The 26,336-nt window shown below is 65.3% G+C and carries 23 protein-coding genes; 15 read left to right on the top strand and 8 right to left on the bottom strand.

Going from position 1 to position 26,336, the window contains the following annotated elements; genetic code table 11:
• Positions 1-42: 42 nt before the first annotated feature.
• The 4 genes from IFT65_RS06210 to IFT65_RS06225 all read right to left on the bottom strand — a co-directional run bounded on the left by IFT65_RS06210 (position 43) and on the right by IFT65_RS06225 (position 4,239).
• Positions 43-873 carry an MIP/aquaporin family protein gene (locus IFT65_RS06210; protein WP_192080794.1) on the bottom strand — a complete coding sequence of 277 codons (831 nt, stop codon included), beginning with the start codon at positions 871-873 and terminating at the stop codon, positions 43-45.
• On the bottom strand, positions 870-2,408 hold the full coding sequence (gene glpD / locus IFT65_RS06215; RefSeq protein ID WP_192080795.1) for a glycerol-3-phosphate dehydrogenase: 1,539 nt from the start codon (positions 2,406-2,408) through the stop codon (positions 870-872). The genes IFT65_RS06210 and glpD overlap by 4 nt, the downstream gene beginning before the upstream one ends.
• Positions 2,409-2,622: 214 nt before the next feature.
• Positions 2,623-3,306: an OmpW family outer membrane protein gene (locus IFT65_RS06220; protein WP_192080796.1), complete on the bottom strand. Its 684-nt coding sequence runs from the start codon at positions 3,304-3,306 to the stop codon at positions 2,623-2,625.
• Between the two features lie 255 nt (positions 3,307-3,561).
• Positions 3,562-4,239 (bottom strand): OmpW family outer membrane protein, encoded by a 678-nt coding sequence (locus IFT65_RS06225; protein WP_192080797.1) that lies wholly within the window; start codon positions 4,237-4,239, stop codon positions 3,562-3,564.
• 185 nt (positions 4,240-4,424) lie between these two features.
• Between IFT65_RS06225 and IFT65_RS06230 the strand changes: the two genes are divergently transcribed.
• The 3 genes from IFT65_RS06230 to lpdA all read left to right on the top strand — a co-directional run bounded on the left by IFT65_RS06230 (position 4,425) and on the right by lpdA (position 8,834).
• Entirely contained in the window at positions 4,425-4,940 is a 516-nt protein-coding gene (locus IFT65_RS06230) for a DNA-deoxyinosine glycosylase (protein ID WP_192080798.1), read from the top strand.
• A 241-nt stretch (positions 4,941-5,181) separates the two neighbouring features.
• Positions 5,182-6,912 (top strand): dihydrolipoyllysine-residue acetyltransferase, encoded by a 1,731-nt coding sequence (gene aceF, locus IFT65_RS06235; RefSeq protein ID WP_192080799.1) that lies wholly within the window; start codon positions 5,182-5,184, stop codon positions 6,910-6,912.
• Positions 6,913-7,019: 107 nt separating this feature from the next.
• Positions 7,020-8,834, top strand: coding sequence for a dihydrolipoyl dehydrogenase (gene lpdA / locus IFT65_RS06240; protein ID WP_192080800.1), 1,815 nt, complete (start codon positions 7,020-7,022; stop codon positions 8,832-8,834).
• A 960-nt stretch (positions 8,835-9,794) separates the two neighbouring features.
• On the opposite strand, the gene IFT65_RS06245 is transcribed toward lpdA, so the two are convergent.
• The gene (locus tag IFT65_RS06245) at positions 9,795-10,613 is read right to left on the bottom strand and encodes a hypothetical protein (protein ID WP_192080801.1); all 819 of its coding nucleotides are present in this window, start codon (positions 10,611-10,613) and stop codon (positions 9,795-9,797) included.
• A 470-nt stretch (positions 10,614-11,083) separates the two neighbouring features.
• Here IFT65_RS06245 and IFT65_RS06250 point away from each other — a divergent pair, with 470 nt between their 5' ends.
• The 11 genes from IFT65_RS06250 (at position 11,084) to IFT65_RS06300 (ending at position 21,207) form a co-directional block, all read left to right on the top strand.
• Positions 11,084-11,449 (top strand): hypothetical protein, encoded by a 366-nt coding sequence (locus IFT65_RS06250; RefSeq protein WP_188325069.1) that lies wholly within the window; start codon positions 11,084-11,086, stop codon positions 11,447-11,449.
• A gap of 32 nt (positions 11,450-11,481) precedes the next feature.
• Positions 11,482-12,270, top strand: coding sequence for a F0F1 ATP synthase subunit A (gene atpB / locus IFT65_RS06255; RefSeq protein ID WP_188325068.1), 789 nt, complete (start codon positions 11,482-11,484; stop codon positions 12,268-12,270).
• A 65-nt stretch (positions 12,271-12,335) separates the two neighbouring features.
• Positions 12,336-12,638, top strand: a complete 303-nt coding sequence (gene atpE, locus IFT65_RS06260) for a F0F1 ATP synthase subunit C (RefSeq protein WP_188325067.1) — start codon at positions 12,336-12,338, stop codon at positions 12,636-12,638.
• Positions 12,639-12,752: 114 nt separating this feature from the next.
• A complete protein-coding gene (locus IFT65_RS06265; RefSeq protein WP_188325066.1) occupies positions 12,753-13,223 on the top strand; it encodes a F0F1 ATP synthase subunit B in 471 nt (156 codons plus the stop codon).
• Position 13,224: 1 nt separating this feature from the next.
• Positions 13,225-13,752: a F0F1 ATP synthase subunit delta gene (locus tag IFT65_RS06270; RefSeq protein WP_188325065.1), complete on the top strand. Its 528-nt coding sequence runs from the start codon at positions 13,225-13,227 to the stop codon at positions 13,750-13,752.
• A 45-nt stretch (positions 13,753-13,797) separates the two neighbouring features.
• Positions 13,798-15,345 (top strand): F0F1 ATP synthase subunit alpha, encoded by a 1,548-nt coding sequence (gene atpA, locus IFT65_RS06275; RefSeq protein ID WP_188325064.1) that lies wholly within the window; start codon positions 13,798-13,800, stop codon positions 15,343-15,345.
• 58 nt (positions 15,346-15,403) lie between these two features.
• On the top strand, positions 15,404-16,267 hold the full coding sequence (atpG, locus tag IFT65_RS06280) for a F0F1 ATP synthase subunit gamma (protein ID WP_188325063.1): 864 nt from the start codon (positions 15,404-15,406) through the stop codon (positions 16,265-16,267).
• Positions 16,268-16,304: 37 nt separating this feature from the next.
• Positions 16,305-17,711, top strand: a complete 1,407-nt coding sequence (gene atpD, locus IFT65_RS06285) for a F0F1 ATP synthase subunit beta (RefSeq protein ID WP_188325062.1) — start codon at positions 16,305-16,307, stop codon at positions 17,709-17,711.
• 113 nt (positions 17,712-17,824) lie between these two features.
• The gene (locus IFT65_RS06290; RefSeq protein WP_188325061.1) at positions 17,825-18,247 is read left to right on the top strand and encodes a F0F1 ATP synthase subunit epsilon; all 423 of its coding nucleotides are present in this window, start codon (positions 17,825-17,827) and stop codon (positions 18,245-18,247) included.
• A 190-nt stretch (positions 18,248-18,437) separates the two neighbouring features.
• On the top strand, positions 18,438-18,983 hold the full coding sequence (gene aroQ / locus IFT65_RS06295) for a gamma subclass chorismate mutase AroQ (protein WP_192080802.1): 546 nt from the start codon (positions 18,438-18,440) through the stop codon (positions 18,981-18,983).
• 28 nt (positions 18,984-19,011) lie between these two features.
• Positions 19,012-21,207: a hypothetical protein gene (locus IFT65_RS06300; RefSeq protein WP_192081045.1), complete on the top strand. Its 2,196-nt coding sequence runs from the start codon at positions 19,012-19,014 to the stop codon at positions 21,205-21,207.
• Between the two features lie 217 nt (positions 21,208-21,424).
• Here IFT65_RS06300 and IFT65_RS06305 read toward each other — a convergent pair whose 3' ends face one another.
• Positions 21,425-21,808, bottom strand: a complete 384-nt coding sequence (locus tag IFT65_RS06305) for a GtrA family protein (protein WP_192080803.1) — start codon at positions 21,806-21,808, stop codon at positions 21,425-21,427.
• An 83-nt stretch (positions 21,809-21,891) separates the two neighbouring features.
• On the opposite strand from IFT65_RS06305, the gene glmU reads away from it, so the two are divergent.
• Positions 21,892-23,256 (top strand): bifunctional UDP-N-acetylglucosamine diphosphorylase/glucosamine-1-phosphate N-acetyltransferase GlmU, encoded by a 1,365-nt coding sequence (gene glmU, locus IFT65_RS06310; protein WP_192080804.1) that lies wholly within the window; start codon positions 21,892-21,894, stop codon positions 23,254-23,256.
• Between the two features lie 300 nt (positions 23,257-23,556).
• Here glmU and IFT65_RS06315 read toward each other — a convergent pair whose 3' ends face one another.
• Both IFT65_RS06315 and IFT65_RS06320 read right to left on the bottom strand, forming a co-directional pair.
• Positions 23,557-24,903 (bottom strand): ATP-binding protein, encoded by a 1,347-nt coding sequence (locus IFT65_RS06315; protein ID WP_192080805.1) that lies wholly within the window; start codon positions 24,901-24,903, stop codon positions 23,557-23,559.
• Positions 24,900-26,243, bottom strand: a complete 1,344-nt coding sequence (locus IFT65_RS06320) for a sigma-54 dependent transcriptional regulator (protein ID WP_192080806.1) — start codon at positions 26,241-26,243, stop codon at positions 24,900-24,902. Before IFT65_RS06320 ends, IFT65_RS06315 begins: the two co-directional genes overlap by 4 nt.
• Positions 26,244-26,336: the final 93 nt, after the last annotated feature.

Raw genomic sequence — 26,336 nt, forward strand, 5'->3', positions numbered from 1 at the left:
CTTCCTGGTCGAGGCGCGGGAATGGGCGAGGGTGTGCTGGTTTCATTGTGCGCTGCTGTCCGTGCCGACGCCGTGCGCGTCGCGGGCGCGCTGGCGCGCGGGCAGGAACGGCAGGATCAGGCACTGGTAAGCCGCCCCACCGACCGCGCCGCCGGCCAGCGGGCCCAGGATCGGGATCCACCAGTAGTGATCTTCGGCAGGCAACGCGGCGGCGCCCCAGCCGTTCAACCACGCGAACACACGCGGGCCGAAATCGCGCGCGGGGTTGATGGCCCAGCCCTCCAGATAGCCCATTGAGGCCCCGATGCAGGCGACCAGCAGGCCGATCATCAGCGCACCGCTGTTGGCGCCCGGAGCGGCCTCGTTGTAACGCTCGGTGATGGCGAAGATGCCGAACACGAGCAGGGCGGTGAGGATGACCTGGTTGCTCAGCGCATGCAGGGGCGTGACGGCCAGTCCGGGTGCGGTGAAGAAGACGCCGGCCGCGCCCCCCTCCGCACGAGTGAGGCCGTGCAGCGCGTTGTAATGGTCGATCACCGGCGCGTACAGCAGGTAGACGATCGCCGCGCCGACCATCGCGCCCAGCACCTGCGCTGCCCAGTACGGCAGCACGCGCGACCAGGGAAAACCGCGGTAGAGGGCCAATGCGAGGGTGACCGCGGGATTGGCGTGGGTGCCGGAAATGGACGCGGTGGTGTAGATCGCCAGGCTCACGGCAAGCCCCCAGGTGATGCACAGCCCCCAGTAGGCGTTCTGATACGGGCTGGGATCGTACAGCAGGTACATCGCGGCGGCCGAACAGCCGATGCTGATGATGATCGCCACCGCAACGGCTTCGGAAATCAGTTCGCCGATCAACGGTTGTCGGGTCATGGTGTGCTCCTTGTCGTCGGGCCGGGGACGTCGAAGCGAGGGGCGGGTGTGGGGTCGCGCGCCACGCGGGCGGCTAGCCACTGCGCCACGTCGTGCTGCTGCACGGCATCCAGCGACAGCCCGAGCAGCGTGCGTCGCCACAGCAGATCGTCCACGTGGCGGACCCACTCATGCAGGTACAGGTACTCGACCTCGGCTTCATGCAGATCCGCACCGAAGTGCATGCCGAGCGCTTCCAGCGATTCCGCGTTGCCGAGGATGCGCGCCGCGCGGCTGCCATAGCTGCGTGCCCAGCGTGCAGCCAAAGGCGCTGGCAGCCACGGCCAGCGGGTGGCCAACCAGTGCCTCACCTGGGCCGGCGTGCCAAGGTCGCCGCCAGGCAGCACGGGCCCCTCTGCGGTCCATGCCGGCGCATTCGAACCGGCTTCGTGCACCAGCAGGTCCACCGCCTCTTCGGCCAAGCGGCGGAACGTGGTCAGCTTGCCGCCCAGCACGTTGAGCAGGGGAGCGCCCTCGACATCCAGGTCCAGGCGATAGTCACGCGTCACTGCACTGGCAGCGGCATGCGCATCATCCAGCAGGGGCCGCACACCGCTGAAACTCCACAGGACATCGTCTGCACCGATCTGCCGCCGGAAGCTGCGGTTGACCGCCGCGCACAGGTAGTCACGCTGCGCCGGGTCTATCCGCACACGCGCCGGATCTTCGTCGAAATCGACGTCGGTGGTGCCGATAAGGCTGAAGCGGTCTTCGAACGGAACGACGAACACGATGCGCCCGTCCGGCTGCTGCAGCAGGTACGCATGGCCATGGTCATGCAGCGCAGGCACCACGATATGGCTGCCCTGCACCAGCCGTAGCGGCGTGCTGCGACTGAGGCTGATGTCCTCGGTGAAGCGCGAGGCCCAAGGGCCGGTGGCATTGACCAGCATGCGGGCCTGCACGCTATGCAGCTGACCGCGCTCGTCGCGAAGATCGACGCACCATCCACTGGGTTCGCGCCAGGCCTGCAGGCAGGTGGTGCGGGTCCAGATGCACGCCCCGCGTTCGTGGGCATCCAGCGCGTTCAGTACGACAAGCCGTGCGTCGGCGACCTGCGCGTCGGCATACAGGAAGCCCCGGGTGACGCTGTCGCGAAGCGGCGCGCCGAGGGCAGTGCCGCGCAGTGGGACGCGCCGCGACCGTGGCAACGTATCCCCGCGCGGAGCCAGACGGTCATACACCATCAACCCCAGGCGGATCATCCACGCAGGACGCAGGTGCGGCTCGTGGGGCAGCACGAAGGGCAGGGGATGGACCAGATGCGGCGCGAGCCGCATCAGCACCTGGCGTTCGGCCAGCGCCTTGCGGACCATGCCGAATGCGCGGTGTTCGAGGTAACGCAGGCCGCCATGGATCAGCTTCGAGCTGGCACTGGAGGTGTGGGCCGCCAGATCGTGCTGTTCGCACAGCGCCACCTTCAGTCCGCGGCCGGCAGCGTCACGGGCAATGCCCACGCCATTTATGCCACCGCCCACCACCAGCACATCGAACATGATCGGGTGACCTTGCCTGCGCTCCGCCTTGGTGGTGCGAGCCTAACGCACCGGCGGTGGCAGAAACCTCCCATCCGATGGCCAAGGCCTGTACGCGGTGCGCATACGCGTGAGCGTGGCGCATGTGGTCCGGTGCCCTTGACGCGTCATGCCGCAGAAACGACAACGGGCCCCGAAAGGCCCGTTGCGTTGCGACGCTGTCTGGCAGGGAGGCTTAGAAGCGTGCGCCGATGCCGAAGCCGACGGTCCACGGATCCATCTTGGCCTTGCGGCCGCTGTCCACGCCGCTCTCGGTGACCTTCGATCGGGCATTCAGGTAGCGCGCATCAGCGCGGGCGAACCAGGTGGAGTTGATGTTCATGTCGACGCCGACGGTGCCCATCGCACCCTTGGCGGTCTCCAGGCCGACGTGGCCGACAGCACCCGGCACGGCGAGCTTTTCATTGCTGTAGTTCGACTCGAAGTAGCCCACGCCCACGAACGGACGGAACACGTTGTCGGCCTGGCCGAAGTGGTACTGGCCGCTCAGTGCGATCGGCTGCTGCTGCAGCGTACCGATGCGCGTGCCGGCCGGACCCTTCACGGTGTGGTCGAACTTGTCGGCAGCACCCCACAGTTCAACGGCCCAATTGTCATTGACGTAATAGCTGAGGCTGATGGTCGGCGCCGAGCCGCCATCCGTCTTCTGCGAAACGCCCTTGACGGCGTCATTCTTCGGCTGCAGCAGCGCAATGCCACCGACGACGGCGAAGTGCTTGCCGGACGCGGTTTCATTGGCGGCGACAGCGTCGGTGCCGGCCGGGCGCTCCACCGTGGTCGACGGGCTCTGGGCAAACGCCGCAGGGGCCATGGCGGCGCTGATCAGCAGGGACAGCGGCAGGGTGGTAATGGATCGCATGGGGTAGCTCCTGAATCTGGAAGTGGGTGAGCCCCCTTCTGCGGGGCGCGGCGAAAACGGTAAGCCGCGCAACATGAATCGATTCCAAGGAGGATTAAATTTTCGTTCCCCGTGCCGCATGCAGGGGTCAAAGCCGTTGCGCTGCAGGGCTTTTGATATATGACGTATATGGCTATGCGTCGCGGGCCACATCTCAGAAACGACAACGGACCCCGAAGGGTCCGTTGCGTTGTGACGCTTTACTACCGGAGGTGCTTAGAAGCGTGCGCCGATGCCGAAGCCGACGGTCCACGGATCCAGCTTGGCGTCCGCGCCGGTGCCCTGGCCGCCCACCTTCACTTCCGGACGGGAGTGCATGTAACGCGCATCCGCACGGGCAAACCAGGTGGAATTGATGTTCATGTCAACGCCGACGGTGCCGATGGCGCCCTTGGCGGTTTCCAGCCCGATGTGCTGGGTAACGCCCGGTGCGACCAGGTCTTCATTGCTGAAGTTCGACTCGTAGTAACCCACGCCCACGAACGGACGGAACACGTTGTCCGCCAGGCCGAAGTGGTACTGGCCGCTCAGCGCGATCGGCTGCTGTTCGACCGTGCCCAGGCGTTCGTTGCCGACGCCGCGCACGCGGTGGTTGAACTTGTCGGCTGCGCCCCACAGTTCAACGGCCCAGTTATCGTTGATGTAGTAGCTCAGGCTCAGGGTCGGCGCCGGGCCACCATCGAACTTGCGGATGCCGTCGATCGGGTCATTCTTCGGCTGCAGCAGGGCGACACCGCCGACGACGGCGAAATGCTTGCCCGACGCCGTGTCGGTGCCCGTGGTGTAGCTGCTGTCTGCCGGTGCAGCCGTGGTGGTGTAGTCCTGCGCGAACGCGGCCGGTGCAAAAGCGGCGCTGGTCAGCAGGGACAGGGTCAGGATATTGATCTTACGCATGGGGGTATCTCCTTCGATTACTGTTACAAGGCCCCCGTGGCGGGGTGGGCATCAACGTATTCCTCCGCACATGAATCAATTCCTACGGACGTTAAAAAATAGTTGGATGCGTTCAGCCAAGTCGCGTACAGCCTTGCAACTCCGTGTTTTCGGCAGTCAAGTCAGTTCATGCAGATGGTGGAAATGTGATTGAAATCGACGTCTGTACCGGCCTGTCCGCGCAGATCGGGGCGGATTGCCGGGTGCTGGTGCTCGGCTCGATGCCCGGTGTAGCGTCCCTGCGCCAGGCGCAGTACTACGCCCATCCACGCAACCGTTTCTGGCCCTTGATGGCGCTGTTGGCGGGTGTCGAGCCCTCCGCGCCCTACCCGCAGAGGCTGCAGCAGCTGCACAAAGCGGGCATCGGCGTGTGGGATGTGATCGGGGAGTGTCGACGCCGGGGCAGCCTGGATGCGGACATCGTGCGCGGCAGTGAAGTGCCCAACGCGCTGGGGCCGGCGGTGGCGGCACTGCGCGATCTGCGGTTGATCGCGTGCAACGGCGCTGCGGCCCATCGCGCGTTCCTGCGCTTCATCGTGCCGGTGGGTGGGACTTCGCATGTGCCCGTGTTGGCCTTGCCATCGACCAGTCCCGCCAATGCGGCCGCCTCGCTGGGCGCATTGCAGCAGGCCTGGCAGCCCGTGGCCGACGCTCTGCGGTAGCGCGGCTTGGCCCAGGCGAGCATCGAAAACGACGACGTCAGGGCATTGGTCGACTGGCTCGATGCGGACAATACGCCACCGACTGGTGGCGCCGTGCGGCGCGTCGCTGCGACGCAACGGCGCAGGCACAACAGCGTGTCCCGGGACAGTGCGGACTGAAAACGCCATCAACGGTTGGCGAGGGGGGCGTGCTGGCCGCACAATAGAGGATTCCCTACACCAGATTGCCGGAGTTATCCCCATGGCCGAAATCAAGGAAGCCCTCGTCCCCGATATCGGTGACTACAGCGATATCCCGGTAATCGAGGTGCTGGTCGCCGTCGGCGACACGGTCAAGAAGGACCAGGGGCTGGTCACGCTCGAAAGTGACAAGGCCACGATGGAAGTCCCCTCGTCGGTGGCCGGTGTCGTCAAGGAAATCAAGGTGAAGGTCGGCGACAACCTGTCCGAGGGCAAGGTCGTGGCGCTGATCGAAGTGGCTGAAGGCGATACCGCCCCGGCTGCCAAGGCCGCCCCTGCACAGGCCGCTGCCGCGCCGGCGCCGGCCAAGAGCGCTGCCCCGGCCGCTGCTGAAAGCGCGCAGGCCGCTGCGCCCGCACGCGCTGCCAGCGGTGGTGCCGTTGAAGCGCTGGTGCCGGACATTGGTGATTATTCGGATATCCCGGTCATCGAGATACTGGTGGCCGTGGGCGATACGGTGAAGAAGGACCAGGGCCTGGTGACGCTGGAAAGCGACAAGGCGACGATGGAAGTTCCGTCGTCGGTCGCCGGTGTGGTCAAGGAAATCAAGGTCAAGGTCGGCGACAACCTGTCGCAGGGCAAGGTCGTGGCGATCATCGAAGCCGAAGGCGCTGCCAGCGCTGCACCGGCTCCGACCCAGGCCAATGCCGCCGCCAACGAAGCCGCCGAAACCGCCACCAAGGTGGAGCCGGTGGCTGTGCCGGCAGAGCCGGACAAGCTGGCCCAGCGGGAAATGGCCAGCGCGCCGTCTGCCGGTGCGCCGACCAGCCCGCCGGTGCAGTTCAATGCCGACAGTGTGCTGCCGGCCAAGGTGCCTTATGCCACCCCGGCGGTACGCGTGTTCGCCCGTGAACTGGGTGTGGACCTGCTGCAGATCAGCGGCACCGAGAAGGGTGGGCGCATCACCAAGGGCGACGTGCAGAAGTTCGTCAAGGCCGCGTTGACCGGCGGTACTGCTGCCGGCGCCACTGCACCGGCCGCCGCCGGTGGTGGGCTGAACCTGCTGCCCTGGCCGAAGGTCGACTTCAGCAAGTTCGGCGAGGTTGAAGTCCAGCCGCTGTCGCGCATCAAGAAGATCTCCGGCGCGAACCTGGCCCGCAACTGGGCGATGATCCCGCATGTCACCCAGTTCGAGCAGGCCGACATCACCGATCTGGAAGCTCTGCGCGTGGCCCTGAACAAGGAAAACGAGAAGGCCGGCATCAAGCTGACCATGCTCGCCTTCCTGGTCAAGGCCAGTGCTGCGGCGCTGAAGAAATTCCCGGAGTTCAATGCCTCGCTGGATGCCAGCGGCGAGAACCTGACCCTGAAGAAGTACTTCAACATCGGTTTCGCCGCTGACACCCCGAACGGCCTGGTCGTGCCGGTGGTGCGTGACGTCGACAAGAAGGGTGTGGTGCAGATCGCGCAGGAATCCGGCGAACTGGCCAAGAAGGCCCGCGACGGCAAGCTCGGCCCGGCCGACATGAGCGGTGGCTGCTTCTCGATCAGCTCGCTGGGCGGCATCGGTGGCACGGCGTTCACCCCGATCGTCAACGCGCCGGAAGTGGCCATCCTGGGCGTGTCCAAGTCGTCGATCCAGCCGGTCTGGAACGGCAAGGAGTTCGCGCCCAAGCTGATGCTGCCGCTGTCGCTGAGCTACGACCACCGCGTCATCGATGGCGCACTGGCCGCACGCTTCACCACGTACCTGTCGCAGGTGCTGGCCGATATGCGCCGCGTGCTGCTCTGATCGAGCCCGCAAGCCCCCTCCGTGTGGCCGCCGCGATGCGCGCGGCCGCGTGACGAACTGCAGCAGACGCCCGCCGGCCTTCCCGCGCGGGCATGAAGGAAACCACCATGGCCACGATTGAAGTCAAGGTTCCCGACATCGGCGATTACAGCGATGTGCCGGTGATCGAAATACTGGTCGCCGTTGGCGACACGGTGAAGAAAGACCAGGGCCTGCTTACCCTGGAGTCGGACAAGGCGACGCTGGAAGTGCCGTCCTCGGCCGCTGGCGTGGTCAAGGACATCAAGGTGAAGCTGGGCGACACGCTGTCTGAAGGCGCGGTCGTGGTCGTGCTGGACGCCGAAGGCGAGGGCGCAGCACCCGCTGCACCGGCCAAGGCCGCCGCACCCGCCGCCGCCGCCGCACCGAACAGCAAGCCGCCGGTGACGCCGTCGCATCGTGCGCCGGCCGAGCCGACTGCACCGAAGCCGGCCCTGTCCTCGGGCAAGGCCGCCGACATCGAATGCGCCATGGTCGTGCTGGGCTCCGGCCCCGGCGGCTACACGGCCGCCTTCCGCGCGGCCGATGTCGGCCTGGATACGGTGCTGGTCGAGCGGTACACCAGCCTGGGCGGTGTCTGCCTCAACGTGGGCTGCATTCCGTCGAAGGCGCTGCTGCACGCGGCTGCGGTGATCGATGAAGTCGCCCACGCCGGTGATTTCGGTGTCGAGTTCGGCGCCCCGAAGATCACCCTCGACAAGCTGCGCCAGTACAAGGAAAAGGTCGTCGGCCAGCTGACCAAGGGCCTGGCCGGCATGGCCAAGCAGCGCAAGGTGCGCACCGTGCAGGGCGTGGGCCGCTTCGTGTCGGCCAACGAGCTGCTGATCACTGCCGAAGACGGCAGCACGCAGTTGCTGCGTTTCCAGCAGTGCATCATCGCGGCCGGGTCGCAGGCAGTGAAGCTGCCGAACTTCCCGTGGGACGACCCGCGCGTGATGGACTCCACCGACGCGCTGGAACTGGCCGAGGTGCCGGGCTCGCTGCTGGTCGTGGGCGGCGGCATCATCGGCCTGGAAATGGCCACGGTGTATGCCGCACTGGGCAGCAAGGTCACCGTGGTCGAGTTCATGGACCAGCTGATGCCGGGTGCCGACAAGGATCTGGTGAAACCGCTGGCCGACCGCTTGAAGAAGCAGGGTGTCGAGGTCCATCTGAAGACCAAGGCGTCTGGCGTCAGCGCCGACAAGACCGGCATCACCGTGACCTTCGATGCGGCCGCAGAGGGTGAGACGCCCGCGCTGCAGAAGGGCACCTTCGACCGCGTACTGGTGGCCGTGGGCCGTTCGCCGAATGGCGGCAAGATCGATGCCGACAAGGCCGGTGTGCAGGTGTCTGACCGGGGCTTCATTCCGGTGGACCGGCAGATGCGCACCAATGTGCCGCACATCTTCGCCATCGGCGACATCGTCGGCAACCCGATGCTGGCGCACAAGGCCACGCACGAAGGCAAGCTGGCGGCGGAAGTGGCTGCCGGCCACAAGAAGGAATGGGTCGCGCGGGTGATTCCGTCGGTGGCTTACACCAATCCGGAAATCGCGTGGGTGGGTGTGACCGAGACTGAAGCCAAGGCCAAGGGCCTGAAGGTCGGCGTAGCGAAATTCCCGTGGGCCGCCAGCGGGCGGGCCATCGGCATCGGCCGCACCGAGGGCTTCACCAAGCTGATCTTCGACGAAGAGACCCATCGGATCATCGGCGGCGCCATCGTCGGCGTGCATGCGGGCGACCTGCTGGCGGAAATCGGCCTGGCCATCGAGATGGGTGCGGAAGCCGAGGACATCGGCCACACCATCCATGCGCATCCGACGCTCAGCGAATCGGTCGCGATGGCATCGGAAATCTACGACGGCACGATCACCGATCTGTACATGCCGAAGAAGAAGTAGTCTCTCGTTTGATCTGCTCTTCGTCAAAAGGCCCGGGCATTGCCTGGGCTTTTTCTTTGGGCACGATCGCATTGGCGGGTGCCATTACACCATCCAGCGCGCAGGGGGTTGGGACACTCCAATTGTTGTCTTTGTCCCAAGCCCTGGAATTGCGCTCGATGCAGCACGTAATCGCGCGCACACGTCAGCGAAGGTCGCATGTCCATCCGCATGCTCGAAAAGGCGGGTGTCGTGATTCACGGAACATCACGAGGCAGTTTCGCCTACGCGGAATAAGGAGTGCCGAACACGCCCGGTACGGATCTTCCTTATTACGTCATGAATCGACTCAAACGAAGATGGATTCGCTGTCATCGCATGGCAGCCCATTCGTCAACTTGAGGCAGATATGATGAGCAAGTCAATCACCGTCGCGACACTCCTGGCAGCCGCATTGGCGCTTTCCAGCATTGCAGGTACAGCGGCTGCAGCCGCGGGCGGGGCTCAGAATCAGTATCCAGGCGGCCAAAATCAGTACCCGGCGGCCAGAATCAGTACCCGAGCGATCAGAATCAAGTGCCAGGATCCAAGCCTTGGCTATGTCAGGTATCAACCGTCAGCCATCTCGCGCCTTTCAACGTAGTTGTCCGGGCGCGGACTATGCAGGAAGCGATTGAGCGTGCGGCCGCGCGGGCTGGGGACGGTGCACGCGTTCATGGATGCGTGAACGCCAATCAGCACAGCCCTTGAGCACTTGGCGCGCGCTTTCGCCTGAGCGAAGCAGCCGTGCGGCGGGTAGGGCAGTCCGCGGCCTTCCAGCATGTTGAAGTCGACGAAGGCGATCCTGTCGAAAGGGGCTGCCTGGCAGCTGCGACCCCGCGACTGATATCCGACCAACACCCTGCACGCAGCATGCGGTAGAGTGCTCAAACGAAAAACCCCAGGCAGGCCTGGGGTTTTTTATTTCGCCAAACTATCGGATCAGAACGAAAGGCTGACGCCCGCGACCGGACCCTTGAACTCCTGCTTCAGACCGATCACGCCGTCGCTGCCGCGCTGATCGACGTCCAGCTTGAACCAGTCATAGCCAGCGAAGATGCCGAACGTATCGGTCAGGCGGTACTCGACGATCGCGTTGGCGCGGCTCAGGTCGCCCTTGTAGTCGTCGAAGTTGCCCCAGCTGGTGTTGAGGTACTGGCCCTGCAGGTTGATCATCCAACGATCCGCCGGATTGAAGGTCATGCGCGCGCCGACCACCGGGGCCACGCCGTTTTCTTTTTCATCCAGGAAGCGGCCGTTGTAGACGGTGCCCAGGTCCGCGAAGCCCTTGGCGCTGATCTGTGCCCACTCGGCACCGATCTGCAGGCCCAGGTCGAAGCGGTCGGTGTCGACGACGGAGTAGTCATACACCAGGGTGGCGACCTGATACTTCAGTTCGGCCTTGACGAAGCTGCCTTCCGGCACGTTGATGTCGCCGAACGCGATGCCGTCGTTCAGGGTCTCGCGGCGGTCTTTGTCCCACTTGAAGTAGTCGAAGATCAGGCGCTGGCGGTCACTGAAGCGGAACACGCCATCCACGCGCGGCTCCCATTCCTTGCCGCCCATGCCGAAATCTTCGTTCAGATTCACGTCCTGGCCGGCAATGGTGGTGCTGCCGCGGATCGTGTTGTCGGTATCGATGTTCATCGCACCCAGGCGCAGCGTGAAGCGGTCGTCGCCTTCAGCAGCGTGCGCGGTAGATGCGAAGCCGGCGCCGACGGCGACCAGCGAGAGAGCAAGCAGGGTGGGAGCGGAGCGCATCGGCGAAATCCTTGCAGTGGTTCAACGAAAGTTGCGCCACTATCGCTATCGTCGCGTCCACCATTCGTGAAGGTATGGTGGAGAACGCGTCAGAAAAGGCTTAATGCACAGCGCGCCAAGGGGCGCCGGCAGGCACCGATGAAGAGAAAAAAAGTCCCGCCAAGCAGTGGCGGGACTCGGTTACCGACCTGCAAACTGCGCCGACGAGGATGAGAGAGGGCAGGTCGAGGGGTTGGACCCCGGACCGCGACCAAAGTTCAATGGTGCACTGCGACATGGCCACGACCCCCGCTGGGCCTGATTGTCCCGCCCCCGGATGGAAAAATCCCGGCCATCCCGTAACTTGCACCGATCCGGTATGAACACGCAGCGGTTGTCTCGCAAATTGTCCCATTGCTATAATTTGGCGGCTCGACGAGGCACCACGCTGCTGCCTCACGCCTTTCCACTCCAATGTGCGGGACGTCTCTGTGCTGAATTCCGTTGATCCGGGTCGGCGACTGATGCTGCGCGCCGCGGTCTATCCGCTGGCGGCAGTGATTGTCCTGGCCCTTGGCTTCCTGCTGGTGAGTCCGAAGCATGCGCTGGGCGCACTGCTGTCCGGGCTTGCGGTTTCAGCCGGTGGCTGGGTGGCGGCACGGATGGCGCTGGGGGGCGGTGTACAGGCGGCAGGCTCGGCAATGGCACGGCTGATCATCGCGGTGGTGGCCAAGTGGGCAGTGGTGTTTGGTGTGCTGATCGTTGGATTTCTGGTATTCAGGCTGCCCGCGTTGGCACTTCTGGCCGGTATCGCGGTTGGCTTGATGTTTCAGGTCCTGGCTCTGGCCAGGCGTTGATCGAATTTCTAAATAACTAAGGTTCCGGACACATGGCAGGCGAGGCGTTGACACCCACCTCCTACATCCAGCATCACCTGCACAACCTCACCGTTGGGCATGGCAGCCCGTGGGCGCTGCACCTGGATACCATCGCCACGTCGGTCCTGATGGGTCTGGTGATGGTTTTCGCTTTCTGGATGGCGACCCGCAATGCCACGGCCGGCGTGCCGGGCAAGTGGCAGGCCTTCGTGGAAATCTGCCTGGAATTCGTTGACCGGCAGGCCAAGGACACCTACCACGGCACCAGCAAGCTGGTGACGCCGATCGCGATCACGATCTTCTTCTGGATCCTGTTGATGAATCTCATCAAGATGATCCCGGCCGATTTCATCGCCATGCCGCTGGAAGCCCTCGGTGTGCCGTACTGGAAGCCGGTCCCGACCGCTGACGTCAATGCCACCCTTGGCATGTCGATCAGCGTGTTCTTCCTGATGCTGTTCTTCGCACTGCGCTCCAAGGGCATTGGTGGATTCACCAAGGAGTTCCTGACCGCGCCGTTCGGCAAGTGGATGCTGCCGTTCAACCTGATCCTGAACATCGTCGAGTGGCTGAGCAAGCCGATTTCGCTGGCGATGCGACTGTTCGGCAACATGTTCGGCGGGGAAATCGTCTTCCTGCTGATCTGGGTGCTGGGCGGTGCAGGTATCGCCGGCATGTTCGCAGGCGCCTTCGCCGGCTTCGGCTGGATGCTGTTCCACCTGTTGGTGATTCCGCTGCAGGCTTTCATCTTCATGATGCTGTCCATCGTGTACCTGAGCCTGTCCGAAGACAGTCACTGAGTTTCGCTGCACCCTTCATCCGTTAGTTTCCATATCCCTTAGCAATCACGTTCCCGGAGAAAACCATGTACTTCGCCGTCCTGACCAATCTCGCCCAGGTCCAGAGCTCCACCGTCCTCGCCGTCGGCATCATGATCGGCCTGGCCGCGCTGGGCGCAGGCCTGGGTCTGGCCATCATGTCCGGTAAGTTCCTGGAATCGGCCGCGCGCCAGCCGGAACTGATCCCGGTGCTGCAGGTCCGTATGTTCATCACCGCCGGCCTGATCGACGCCGCGTTCATCATCTCGGTCGCCGTGGGCCTGCTGTTCGCCTTCGCCAACCCGCTGGTCGGCGAGTTCGTCTCGCGCCTGCCGGCAGTGGCTGGCTGATCCAGCCTCTGTGAAACGACCGGGCACCGCTGGTGCCTGGTATCGGATGAAGGTTCGGGGGTGCCGCCCACCGGGCGGCACTTCCACCCCGTCACCACCGACTGAGCGAATAAAATGGAAATCGGTTTTACACTCATCGCCCAGGCCCTGGCCTTTGCAGCCCTGATCTGGATCATCGCGACCAAGATCTGGCCGCCGCTGATGAATGCGATCGAAGAGCGCCAGCAGAAGATCGCTGAAGGTCTCGCCGCTGCCGATCGCAGCCAGAAAGATCTCGCCCAGGCCCAGGACAAGGTCAACGAAGCCCTGAAGGATGCACGCGGCAAGGCCAATGAAATCATTGACCAGGCCCACGCGCGCGCCAACCAGATCGTTGAAGCCGCCAAGAATGAAGCGATCGCCGAAGCCAACCGCCAGAAAGAACTGGCCCAGGCTGAAATCGACCTCGCCGCCAACCGTGCCCGCGAGGAGCTGCGCAAGCAGGTGTCCGCGCTGGCCGTAAGCGGTGCGGAGAAGCTGCTCAAGCGCGAAATCGATGCCAACGCCCACAAGGCGCTGCTCGACGAGCTGGCTTCGGAGATCTGATATGAGCCAGGCCCTCACGCTTGCCCGCCCTTACGCCCGCGCCGCCTTTGCGACCGCGCGTGACGAAGGTGCGTTCGCGCCGTGGACGGATGCGCTTGCGTTCTCCGCCCATGTCGCCGCCGACCCTCGCGTGTCGGCCCTGCTCGCCAACCCGGAGCTGGGCCGCGACGACGCCGTCGCGCTGCTCGCCCCGGACCAGCGCAGCGAGACCTTCTCGCGGTTCCTGTCCATCCTCGCCGATGCCCGCCGCTTGCCGCTGCTGCCGGAAATCGCCGGCATGTACGACCAGCTGCGCGCCGAAGCCGAACACGTGGTGAAGGCCACGGTGACCTCGGCCAACGAACTGTCGCCCGGTGAACTGGACGCGATCAAGGCTGCGCTGCGCAAACGCTTCGGCCGCGAAGTGGATGTGTCCACCGCGGTGGATGCGTCGCTGATCGGCGGCGCCGTGATCGACGCCGGTGACGTGGTCATCGACGGTTCGCTGAAGGGCAAGCTTGCCCGTCTGCAGACCGCACTCGCTAACTGAATTCAATTAAACGTCCGGCGTTACCGCCGGCACTAGGACTCGACGATGGCAACCACGCTCAATCCCTCCGAAATCAGCGAACTGATCAAGAACCGCATCGAGAAGGTCAAGCTGGCCGCGGAATCGCGCAACGAAGGCACCGTGACCAGCGTGTCCGACGGCATCGTGCGCATCTTCGGCCTGGCCGACGTGATGCAGGGCGAAATGATCGAACTGCCCAACAACACCTTCGCCCTCGCCCTGAACCTGGAGCGCGACTCGGTCGGCGCCGTGGTGCTGGGTGATTACCAGAACCTTCGCGAAGGCGACGTGGCCAAGACCACCGGCCGCATCCTCGAAGTGCCGGTTGGTCCGGAGCTGCTCGGCCGCGTGGTGAACGCGCTGGGCGAGCCGATCGACGGCAAGGGCCCGCTGGGCACCGAACTGACCGCTCCGGTGGAGCGTGTGGCCCCGGGCGTGATCTGGCGCAAGTCGGTCGATCAGCCGGTGCAGACCGGTTACAAGTCGGTCGACTCCATGATCCCGATCGGCCGTGGCCAGCGCGAGCTGGTCATCGGTGACCGCCAGACCGGCAAGACCGCCCTGGCCATCGATGCGGTGATCAACCAGAAAGACACCGGCATCAAGTGCGTGTACGTCGCGATCGGCCAGAAGGCATCGACCGTGGCCAACATCGTGCGCAAGCTGGAAGAGAACGGCGCGCTGGCCCACACCGTGGTCGTCGCCGCCACCGCCTCTGAATCGGCTGCGATGCAGTACATCAGCGCCTACGCGGGCTGCACCATGGGCGAGTACTTCATGGATCGCGGCGAAGACGCCCTGATCGTGTACGACGATCTGTCCAAGCAGGCTGTCGCCTACCGCCAGATCTCGCTGCTGCTGAAGCGTCCGCCGGGCCGCGAAGCCTACCCGGGCGACGTGTTCTACCTGCATTCCCGCCTGCTCGAGCGCGCCGCCCGCGTGTCCGAAGAGTATGTGGAAAAGTTCACCAACGGCGCCGTGACCGGCAAGACCGGTTCGCTGACCGCACTGCCGATCATCGAAACGCAGGCCGGCGACGTGTCCGCGTTCGTGCCGACCAACGTGATCTCGATCACCGACGGTCAGATCTTCCTGGAAACCGATCTGTTCAACGCCGGTATCCGTCCGGCCGTCAACGCCGGTATCTCGGTGTCGCGCGTGGGTGGTTCGGCCCAGACCAAGATCATCAAGAAGCTGTCCGGCGGCATCCGTATCTCGCTGGCCCAGTACCGTGAACTGGCTGCGTTCGCGCAGTTCGCCTCGGACCTGGACGAAGCCACCCGCAAGCAGCTGGAGCGCGGTCAGCGCGTCACCGAGCTGATGAAGCAGAAGCAGTACGCGCCGATGTCGATCGCCAACCAGGCGCTGTCGATCTACGCCGTCAACGAGGGTTACCTCGACGACGTGCCGGTCAACAAGCTGCTGGCGTTCGAAGAAGGCCTGCACGCCCATTTCGCCAACACCCAGGGCGAGCTGATCGGCAAGGTCAACGCCACCGGCGGTTGGGACAAGGACATCGAAGAGGCCTTCAAGAAGGGCATCACCGAGTTCAAGACCACCGGCAGCTGGTAACAGCGCACGTGGAGCGGGGCCAGTCCCCGCTCTACCGTTGAACATACGGGAATAAGAGATGGCAAGCGGACGCGAAATCAAAACCAAGATCAAGAGCGTGCAGAACACCCGCAAGGTGACGCGCGCGCTCGAGATGGTCTCGGCCTCCAAGATCCGCAAGGCGCAGGAGCGGATGAAGACCTCGCGTCCGTACGCGCAGGCGATGAAGCAGGTGATCGGTCACCTGGCCCAGGCCAGCACCGACTACCAGCACCCGTTCTTGGCCGAGCGCGAGCAGGTCAAGCGCGTGGGCTACATCGTGATCTCGTCTGATCGCGGGCTGGCGGGTGGCCTGAACAACAACCTGTTCCGCAAGACGCTGGGCGAAGCCCGTGCGTGGCAGGAAAAGGGCGCTGAAGTCGACATGGTGACCATCGGCCAGAAGGCATCCACCTTCTTCCGCCGGATCAAGGTCAACATGGTCGGCAGCGTGACCCATCTGGGTGACGTGCCGCGGCTGGAATCGCTGATCGGCGTGATCAAGGTGATGCTCGATGCATTCACCGAGGGCAAGGTCGACCGCGTGTACCTGGTGTACAACCGCTTCGTCAACACCATGACCCAGACCGCCAGCTTCGACCAGCTTCTGCCGTTGCCGGCGGCTGAGAAGCAGGTCGCTCACCACGACTGGGACTACCTGTACGAACCCGATGCCGCGACCGTGCTGGAGCACGTGATGACGCGTTACATCGAGTCGCTGGTGTACCAGGCCGTGCTGGAAAACGTCGCTTCCGAGCATGCGGCACGCATGGTGGCGATGAAGGCGGCCAGCGACAACGCGAACAAGCTGATCGGAACCCTGCAGCTGGTCTACAACAAGGCCCGCCAGGCAGCGATCACCCAGGAAATCTCCGAAATCGTCGGCGGCGCAGCAGCAGTCTGACGCGCACGTCCAAAGCACACATTTAGAGGATGCAGCAATGAGTCAGGGCAAGATCGTTCAGATCATCGGCGCGGTCGTCGACGTCGAGTTCCCCCGTGAGTCGGTGCCGAAGGTGTATCACGCACTGAAGGTCGACAACACCGAAATCACCCTCGAAGTCCAGCAGCAGCTGGGCGACGGCGTGGTCCGCTGCATCGCCCTCGGTTCCACCGATGGCCTGAAGCGCAACCTGGTCGCCACCAACACCAACCGCGGCATCTCCGTGCCGGTCGGCGCGGGCACGCTGGGCCGCATCATGGACGTGCTGGGTCGCCCGATCGACGAAGCCGGTCCGGTCACCGCCAGCGACACCTGGGAAATCCATCGTGCCGCGCCGTCGTACGAAGACCAGTCCCCGGCCACCGAGCTGCTGGAAACCGGCATCAAGGTGATCGACCTGATGTGCCCGTTCGCCAAGGGCGGCAAGGTCGGCCTGTTCGGCGGTGCCGGCGTCGGCAAGACCGTCAACATGATGGAGCTGATCAACAACATCGCCAAGGCGCACAGCGGTCTGTCCGTGTTCGCCGGCGTGGGTGAGCGTACCCGTGAGGGCAACGACTTCTACCACGAGATGAAGGACTCCAACGTCCTGGACAAGGTCGCGATGGTGTACGGCCAGATGAACGAGCCGCCGGGCAACCGTCTGCGCGTTGCGCTGACCGGCCTGACCATGGCCGAGTACTTCCGCGACGAGAAGGACGCGTCGGGCAAGGGCAAGGACGTGCTGCTGTTCGTCGACAACATCTACCGCTACACGCTGGCCGGTACCGAAGTGTCGGCACTGCTGGGCCGCATGCCGTCGGCCGTGGGCTACCAGCCCACCCTGGCCGAGGAAATGGGCGTCCTGCAGGAGCGCATCACCTCCACCAAGAACGGCTCGATCACCTCGATCCAGGCGGTCTACGTGCCGGCCGATGACTTGACCGATCCGTCGCCGGCGACCACCTTCGCCCATCTGGATTCGACCGTGACCCTGTCGCGTTCGATCGCCTCGCTGGGTATCTACCCGGCCGTGGATCCGCTGGATTCGACCAGCCGCCAGATGGACCCGCTGGTCATCGGCCACGAGCATTACGACACCGCCCAGCGCGTCCAGCAGACCCTGCAGAAGTACAAGGAACTGAAGGACATCATCGCGATCCTGGGCATGGACGAACTGTCGGAAGAAGACAAGCAGGCCGTGACCCGCGCCCGCAAGATCGAGCGCTTCTTCAGCCAGCCGTTCCACGTGGCCGAAGTGTTCACCGGCTCGCCGGGCAAGTACGTGTCGCTGAAGGACACCATCCGTGGCTTCAAGGCCATCGTCGATGGCGAGTTCGACCACCTGCCGGAGCAGGCGTTCTACATGGTCGGCAGCATCGAAGAAGCGGTCGAGAAGGCCAAGAAGATGGCCGAGAAGGCCTGATCCGGGACGGGCGGGAGCGATCCTGCCCGACCTGACACCGGCGCCGGGCACCCGCCCGCGCCGTGGCTCCTCCCCGGTGGCATCGTGCCGCCGCGAACAGTGAAGAGATTTGCATGAGCACGATCCGTTGCGACATCGTCAGCGCCGAGCAGGAAATCTTCCGGGGTGAAGCGACCCTGGTCGTGGCCACCGGTGAGCTGGGCGAGCTGGGCATCGCGCCCAAGCACGCACCGCTGATCACCCGCCTGAAGCCGGGCAAGGTCGTGGTCACCCAGGCCAATGGCGAGCAGCTGGACTTCTTCATCACCGGCGGCATCCTGGAAGTACAGCCGCAGGTGGTAACCGTGCTGGCCGATACGGCCATCCGCGCGCAGGACATCGATGAAGCCGCCGTACGCAAGGCCAAGGAAGAAGCCGAGCGCATGCTGGCCAATCGCGGCGAAGGCATGGAGATCGCCGAAGCCCAGCAGAAGCTGGCCGAAGTGACCGCCCAGCTGCAGGCGCTTGAACGCCTGCGCAAGAACTTGAAGCACTGACCGCTGCCGGGCGGCGGCGACCCGATTGGGTGCCGCGGCTGCACGCGACCGCTTCACCTGCGCCGGCCCTGTGCCGGCGTTTGTATTTTCCGTGCGTCGTCCAGGATGCCGGCGCGAACTGTGCGCCGGTTCCTCGTGCTGGCCACCCACCGGGCTCACCCTGTGTGCTTCTTCTTCCGGAAGGTGCGCCATGCCTGTTCTCGATTGCTGCCGGGCAGTGCTGCTTGCGACGTTGCTGCCTGCCGCCGCGCAGGCCACCCCGATGGATCGCTTCGTTGCCGTCGCCGCCGAGCGCAATGCCATCGCGCATGAGGTGGCCGCGTTCAAGTACCCCGCCGCGCGGCCGGTGGAAGATCCCATCCGCGAAGCACAGGTGCTGCAGGACAAGCGTGTCCAGGCGACCCAGCTGGGCCTGGACGCCGAGGCCGTCGTGCACTTCTACCGCCAGCTGATCGAGGCCAACAAGCTGATCCAGCATGTCGCGTTCCATCGCTATGCGGCAGGCGAGGTGCCACCGCCCGCGCCTTCGCTGGAGGCGTTGCGTCGCCTCATCGACGCGGCAGACGAAAAGCTGCTGGCGCTATGGCCCGACATCGCCCCGGAGCGCGGCCAGCCGGGCTGCACGAAGACGGTTGCCGAGGCGGTGGATCGCAGCATGCAGGAGCCCCTCGGGCATGTCGCGTTGGTGCGGGCTATGATTGATCTTTGTCGCCCCGAAACGGGCGGCGCGCGCTGACAAAGCAAGGAAAGCACGGGTGCAGCAGATGATGAGCACGACGGCGGCGACGAGCCGCTGGACCCGACTACGGCAGACGCCGGGATTCGCATGGAGCGCCCTTTGGCTGATTCTCTGCCTGCCCTGGCTGCTTGGCGTATGGACGATTCCCTTCGATGCGGTCCAGCAGTTCTTTCCGGCAGTGAGCTTCACCGCGCAGCAACTGCTGCAGCTCGACCTACCCTGGTGGAATCCCTACCTGCACGGTGGATACCCGCAGTTGGCCGATCCGCAGATGATGACCCTGCAGCCGACCGTGGTGCTGCCGATGCTGCTGGCACCGACGTCCCTGCACTGGTTCACGGTGGTGATCCTGCTGCATGTGCTGGTGGCGGGGATGGGGGCGTTGAAACTGGCGGCGCATCACGGCATGCAGCGCTTGCCGCAGCTGATGTTCGCCCTGGTCTTCCTGTTCGGAGGGGTCGCGGCGGCGCGCCTGCAGCACACCCCGATGATCGTCAGTTACTGCATGCTGCCCTGGCTGTGGCTGGCGCTGGACCAGCTGCGCCGCCATCTGCAGTGGCGGCATGCCGTGCTGGCCGGCGTGGTCGGCGGGCTGTGCGCGCTGCAGCTGACCCAGGTCACGTATCTGATCGTGCTCGCGTGCGCGCTTTATTCGGCGGGCGCGCTCGTCGTCGCTGATCGCCAGCGCGTGCGCCTGTTCCTGCAGTTGGCCGTGGTAGGGGCAGTGGCTGCGCTGATCAGCGCACCGCAGTGGCTGTCGACGTTCGCCTGGCTGGCGCAGACCAATCGCGATGGCGTGACGCTCGACACCGCGCTGCCGGGGGCCATCCAGTGGCAGTCCCTTGCCACCCTGCTTTCAGGCAACATCTTCTCGCAGGGCCGTGGTGACAGCTGGGCATTCGGCGATATCACGACCGACTATCTCTACGTGGGTGCCGTCCCGCTGGCGGTCTGGCTGGCGTGGGGCGGCGAGGTCATTCGTCGCACGCCCACGCAGGCGCGCATCGCGTTGGCGGTCTTCGTTTTTGCGGTCCTGTTCGCCTTGGGGGGCGCGACGCCGGTGTTCCCGCTGCTGTTCGAGTGGCTGCCCGGGCTGGACCTGTTCCGTCGACCCTCCGATGGGCTGTTCCTCGCCGTGCCCGCAGCGGCATGGTTGGCTGCGTCCGCCTTGCAGGTTGCACTCGCCCAGCACGGGCTGCGGCCGCATTGGCCATCGGTGCTGGTGACGGGTCTGCTGGCGGTGGCCAGCGGTTGGCTGATCGTCAGCAGTGGCCGGTTGCCAGGGTTTGCCTGGATCGCGCTGAGTGCGGTGCTGGGGACGCTGGCCGTCCACCAGCTGCGTCGGCATCGTGCGCCCGCACGCTGGGTGCTCGGGTTGGTTCTGCTCGATCTGCTGGTGTTCAACGTCAGCACCTCATTCAACGCACGCAGTGCGACCCGTCCCGTGCTCACCGCCAGTCGCGCTGGCGCGGCGCAGAGTGCGTACCAGCTGTTGTCCGCGCAGCGCACCGCCTCCGGGCCGCAGCGTGCCCTGGTCTTCGGCATCGGTCCGTTGACGAACGGTGCGGCCGTGCACGCGCTGCCGTTGGCCAATGGCTATAACCCGCTGCTGGACGCGCGCTACCTGCGGATGGTCGGCATGCCCGGCGATCCGTTGGAGAACGTGCAGGACAAACCGGACACCCCGTGGACCGCGGACTTCAACGCGCCCCTGTATGACCTGCTGGGTGTGCGGTGGGTGCTCGCGCCGGGTGCCTTCCCCGGCTCGCGCGCCCACGATGATCAACTGCAGTATCTGCGTCGTGACAGCGTGTTGCCGCGCCTGCTCAACCCGCGCCAGGTGCGCTGGCATGAAGAGGACCTGCCGCCCGCGGCGGCCTTCAACGAGACCGACTTCGGTGCCGCGCTGTGGTTGCCGCAAGGCGCGCAGCGGGGCCTCTGCCCGGAGGCCGGAGCCGGTGCGCTGCAGGTGCTGGAACAGCACCATGCGGCGAGCACGATGACGGTGCGGGTGCACGCTGACGCGCCCGCGTGGCTGGTGGTGAACGATGTGATCGCCCCGGGTTGGAGGGCGGAGATCAACGGCGAGGCGACAGACGTGCTGCGCGCCAACGGGTTGTTCCGTGCCGTCTGCGTACCCGCGGGCACGCACGAGGTGACACTACGATTCAGCCCCCTGCAGTTGTGGCGCGAGGGCCTGGCGGCGCGCCTGGGCCGGTAGCAGTCCCGTCTCGGCGTACCGGGCGGGTCTGCGCGTGGGCCTCGCCTTGGTAGCGCCGAGCCATGCTCGGCGGCTGTTGGCGTTCGTGGCTGAAGCACCGCGCGGTGCGCTCGCCGAGCGCGGCTCGGCGCTACCGGACTCTGCGCGTGTGCCTCGCCCTGGTAGCGCCGAGCCACGCTCGGCGGCTGTTGCACGCGGTGCCGGAAGCACGCTTGCTTCAGCGAAACACCAGCCAACGCATCAACAGGAACGACAGCGCGGCCAGCAGGCCTTCCACCAGCGGCTTGGCCAACCAGGCGGACTGCAGTCCCAATGCGTCGTGGGCGGCGGCGACCAGCACGGTGCTCACTGCAGTGACCGCCGCCCACAGGCCGATGAAGCGCACGAAGCGCCGCCACCCCAGCCGCTGCCTGCCCTGATCGGCGAACGTGTAACGCCCGTTGAGCCAGAAGCCCAGCAGCATGCCGCTGGCGCGACCGATGACATTGCCCGGCACCACCGGCATGCCCATCGCGGTCACCGCCACGAACACACACCAGTCCAGCAGAAGCTGGACCAGGCCGACGATGAGGTAGGAACCACCTTGGCGGAGCAGGGACATGGACACGGGATGCAGGGCGCGTGACGCATGTTAACGGGCTGCGTTCTAGAATGTCGGCACACCATTGCGGACTCCGTTATTCCATGAGCCAAGCCCTGCACGTGATCATCCTGGCCGCCGGCGCGGGCAAGCGCATGAGGTCGGTATTGCCGAAGGTGCTGCAGCCGGTCGCGGGCCAGCCCATGCTGGCGCACGTGATCGCGACGGCACGCCAACTGCAGCCTGCTGCGATCCACATCGTCCACGGTCATGGCGGGGACGCCGTGCGTGCGCGGTTCGCCGACCAGCCCGACCTGTTGTGGGCGGAGCAGGCGCAGCAGCTCGGGACCGGCCATGCGGTCGCGCAGGCCATGCCGGACGTGCCTGACGCCGCGCAGGTGCTGGTGCTGTACGGCGACGTGCCGCTGATCCGTGCGCAGACCCTGCGCGACCTGCTGGCGCAGCCAGGCAGGCTGGCCGTGCTGGCAGCGGAGATGGAGAATCCCACCGGCTACGGTCGCATCGTGCGCGACGCGGAGGGCAAGGTCGGCTCCATCGTGGAGCAGAAAGATGCGAGCGAGGAGCAGCGCAGGATCCGTACGATCAACACCGGCATCATCACCGCCGAATCCACCGCCTTGCGGCGCTGGCTTTCACAGTTGTCCAACGCCAATGCGCAGGGTGAGTACTACCTCACCGACGTGTTCGCGTTCGCTGCCAATGAATACACCGCGGCCGACATGTCCCTGGTGGCGGATCCGCAGGATGCCGAAGGCGCCAATGATCCGTGGCAGCTGTCCCAGCTTGAGCGCGCCTGGCAGCAGCGTGCGGTGCGTGCGCTGTGCGAGCAGGGTGCCCGCGTGTTGGACCCGGCAAGGCTGGACATCCGCGGCGATGTGACCGTCGGCCGTGATGTGCAGATCGACGTCAACGTGATCCTCGAAGGACGCGTCGAGCTGGCCGATGGCGTGGTCATCGGACCGTTCACGCGGTTGAAGAACGTGAAGCTGGGCCCGGGTACCGAGGTACGCGCGCACTGTGACATCGAAGGCGTGGTGACCGAGGGCGCGGCGCAGATCGGACCCTTCGCGCGGCTGCGTCCGGGCACCGTGCTGGCCGACGGGGCACACGTGGGGAACTTCGTGGAAACCAAGAACGTCCGCATGGGCGTAGGCAGCAAGGCCAACCATCTGACCTATCTGGGCGATGCGGTGATCGGCAGCAAGGTGAACATCGGCGCGGGCACCATCACGTGCAACTACGATGGGGTGAACAAGTCACAGACGACGATCGGTGACAACGCCTTCATCGGATCCAACAGCTCATTGGTGGCGCCCGTGCTCGTCGGCGAGGGCGCGACCATTGCCGCTGGATCGGTGATCACGCGCACCGCACCGGACGGCCAGCTGACCGTCGCGCGCGTGCGCCAGCAGGTGGTTGAAGGCTGGCAGCGCCCGCAGAAAAAGTAGGCAGGTAGAGCGGACTTCAGTCGGCTGCAGGGCATCCCCGGTAGAGCCGACTTCAGTCGGCTGCAAGGCGCATCCCCGGTAGAGCCGACTTCAGTCGGCTGCAGGCGCACGGCAGCCGACTGAAGTCGGCTCTACCAAGCGTGAAGTCCCACGGTTCACGCCCCACGTCGATGGCCCACGGCCCACGTCCCACGTCCACGTCCACGTCCAACGTCCAACGTCCACGTCCACGTCCACGTCCCACGTCCCACGTCCCACGTCCCACGTCCCACGCTCCCCCACGCCCGCAACCGCTTGCCGTCAGTTCACCGGCAACAGCAGCGACACGCACAGGCCGCCGTCCGTGCGGTTCTGCAGCGCGATACGCCCACCGTGCGCTTCGATGATCTCCCGCGTGAGCGCCAGGCCCAGCCCGGTACCGTTGCGCTTGGTCGAATAGAAGGGCATCAATGCGTTCTGCAGGACGGCCTCGTTCATGCCCTTGCCGCGGTCCAGCACGTCCAGCCGCATCCACTGCGGCAGGCGGGTCAGCTGCACACGCACGTCGTCGTTGGGGGGATCAGACTCGGCACACGCCTCGTGCGCGTTCTTCACCAGGTTCAGCAACGCCTGCCCCAGCTGGGCGATGTCCACGCGGCTGTGCAGGTCGTCGGGAATCTCATCCATCTGGAAGGGGATCTGCTGCTGCAGGCTGGCCAGGAACGGCGCCCAGTGCACTGTCTGCAGCTGCGGGTGTGGCAGCTTGGCAAAGCGCGCATAGCCCCGGATGAAGCCTTCCAGGTGACGCGCCCGATCTTCGATGGTCGAGAAGATCTCCGGCAGGCGGTCGAAGCGTTCGCGCCTGACCAGTTCACCGCCGGAGTGCGCCAGCGAGGCAATGGGAGCCAATGAATTGTTGAGCTCATGGCTTATCACCCGGATCACTTTCTTCCAGGTCTGTACTTCCTGCCGCCGCAGTTCAGCGGTCAGCAGGCGGATCAGCAGCAGGTCGTGTGGTCGCCCATTGAGGTGGAACGCGCGCCGCGACAGATGGTAGATCTGCTCGTCATCGTCGTCATCACTCTCTTCCTCGCGCACGGCGAACAAGCTGTCGCCGCCGCGCGAGATGGCGTCGCGCAGCGCCAGCGGCATCTGCTCCAACAGTTCCAGCAGACGTTGGCCTTCCAGCTTGTACCCGCCGTGCAGCAGCTTGCGTGCGGCCAGGTTGGAGAACACAACACGCTGCACGCCGTCACCGCCTGCGGCAAGCAACAGCATCGCCACCGGCGTGTTCTGCACCATGGTGTCGAGCAGCAGCTCGCGCTGCACGAGTGACTGCCGCTGCTCGCGCAGTACATCCCCGAGCTCGCGGTGCGCCTGCACCAGATGGCCCAGCTCATCCTGTGCGGGCCAGTGCACGCTGAAATTGAACTCGCCGTCCTTGTAGCTGCTGACCACGCCGGACAACGCGCGCATCACCGAACGTACCGGCGCGATGGCGCGGCTGAGGCTGATCCACATCAACGACAGCAGGACGATACCGGAGAGCAGCGCGACGGCCCAGCCGTGGTCCATCCAGTAGGCCAGCAGCCACGGCAGCGCGGCCGCCAGGGCGAGCACAGGCAGCAGGCGCAGGAACAGGCGAACGGTGAGGGAGCGCGGCTTCATTCGCGGGGGATGTCGTAGCGATCCATCCGACGGTACAACGCTTGTCGGCTCAGCCCGAGCTCCGCCGCGGCCTGCGCGATGATGCCGTGGTTGCTGGCAAGCGCGCTTTCGATGCGCTTGCGATCCGGGTCAAGCGCCGCGCTGTTGCTACGCACGTTGGCCGGTGCGCGCGGCAGGTTGAGGTCGGCCACCTCGATGCGCGGACCGGTCGCCAGCAGCTCGGCACGCTGGATCACGTTGCGCAGCTCGCGCACGTTGCCCGGCCATGCATGGCGCTGCAGGGCGCTGAGGGCTGCAGGTGACAGCGGCTTGCCATCGGTCAGGAAGTGCTCGGCAAGCGGTGCGATGTCGCCGGTCCGCTCCGCCAGCGGCGGCAACGCCAGCTCGACCGTATTGAGGCGGTAGTACAGATCTTCGCGGAAGGTGCCGTCGCGGATCATCGCGGCAAGATCCGCGTTTGTCGCACTGACCACGCGCACTTTGACCTGCCGTTCGCGGTTCGAACCCAACCGCTCGAAGCGGCCGGTTTCCAGCACGCGCAGCAGCTTCATCTGGCCGCCCAATGGCAGGTTGCCGATCTCATCGAGGAACAACGTACCGCCATCGGCGGCTTCGAACTTGCCTTCGCGCGCCTTGTTGGCACCGGTGTACGCGCCGGCGTCGGCGCCGAACAGCTCTGCTTCGATCAGATCGGCGGGCAGTGCGCCGCAGTTGACGGTGACGAAGGGGCCCTTGGCCACCGGCGAATTGGCCTGGATGATCTGCGCGATCTTCTCCTTGCCTGCGCCATTGGGACCGGTGATCAGTACCGGCAACGTCGAGCGCGCCACCTGGCAGGCCAGCGCGATGACGCGCTCGCTGGCGGCATCGGCGAACACGGCGTCGCACAGCTGGTAGCGGGCCTGCAGATCGGTGCGCTGGCGTTGCTCACGCTGGCGGCGCTGGTCCAGCTCGCGGCGTGCCTCGGACAGCTCCAGCAGGTTGTTCACCGTGGTCAGCAGTTTGCGGTCATCCCAGGGCTTGGCCAGGTAGTCGGCTGCCCCTGCCTTCACCAGATCCACCGCGCTGCCCAGATGGGTCCACGCGGTCAACAGGATCACCGGCAGGTCAGGGTGCGCCTGACGGATGCGCGCGAACAGGGCTTCGCCTTCTTCGCCCGAGGTCGTGTCCTCGGTGAAGTTCATGTCCTGGATGACCAGGTCCACCGGATGTTCGCGCAGCAGCGCCAGCCCCTGTTCGGGGGAGGTGGCCTGGAGGGTATCGATGTCATGCAGGGAAAACAGCACGTCCAGCGCGGTAGCCACGCTGGTGTTGTCGTCGATGATCAGGATCGCAGGCATTGAGCAGCTTCTGGTAGCGCCGAGCCGTGCTCGGCGGAACGTAGGCGCCGGCCGGGGCGCGGCGCTACGGACATCATGGCAGCAGGATATACA

The sequence above is a fragment of the Stenotrophomonas sp. CFBP 13725 genome (assembly GCF_014841935.1).
Lineage (GTDB): Bacteria > Pseudomonadota > Gammaproteobacteria > Xanthomonadales > Xanthomonadaceae > Stenotrophomonas.